We start from the raw sequence: 212 nt of genomic DNA, 5'->3' as shown, positions 1-212 counted from the left end.
GCCCCGCCAGCCGCGGTCGACCAGCTCCGCGACCAGTCGGCCCGGGCCGCACCCCACGTCCAGGACACCGCCCTCGCAGCGCTCCAGTACGGCCGTGTCGGCCGCGTCGATCCCCCCGCACCAGCGTTCGACGTCCAGCGGCAGGGTCGATCCGTCGGGGCGGCGCAGGAACAGCGGCCCACGCTCCCGGACGAGCGCCTCGGTGTACGGAT

The 212-nt window shown here is 75.9% G+C and carries 1 pseudogene; it reads right to left on the bottom strand.

Features of this window, described 5'->3' with window-relative positions:
• Positions 1-212: pseudogene (locus D471_RS34345) on the bottom strand (class I SAM-dependent methyltransferase); the annotation flags it as partial.

Origin of the sequence: Nocardiopsis lucentensis DSM 44048, from assembly GCF_000341125.1 — a bacterium.
Classification (GTDB): Bacteria; Actinomycetota; Actinomycetes; order Streptosporangiales; family Streptosporangiaceae; genus Nocardiopsis; species Nocardiopsis lucentensis.
This window is presented reverse-complemented; position numbering and strand designations above follow the sequence as displayed.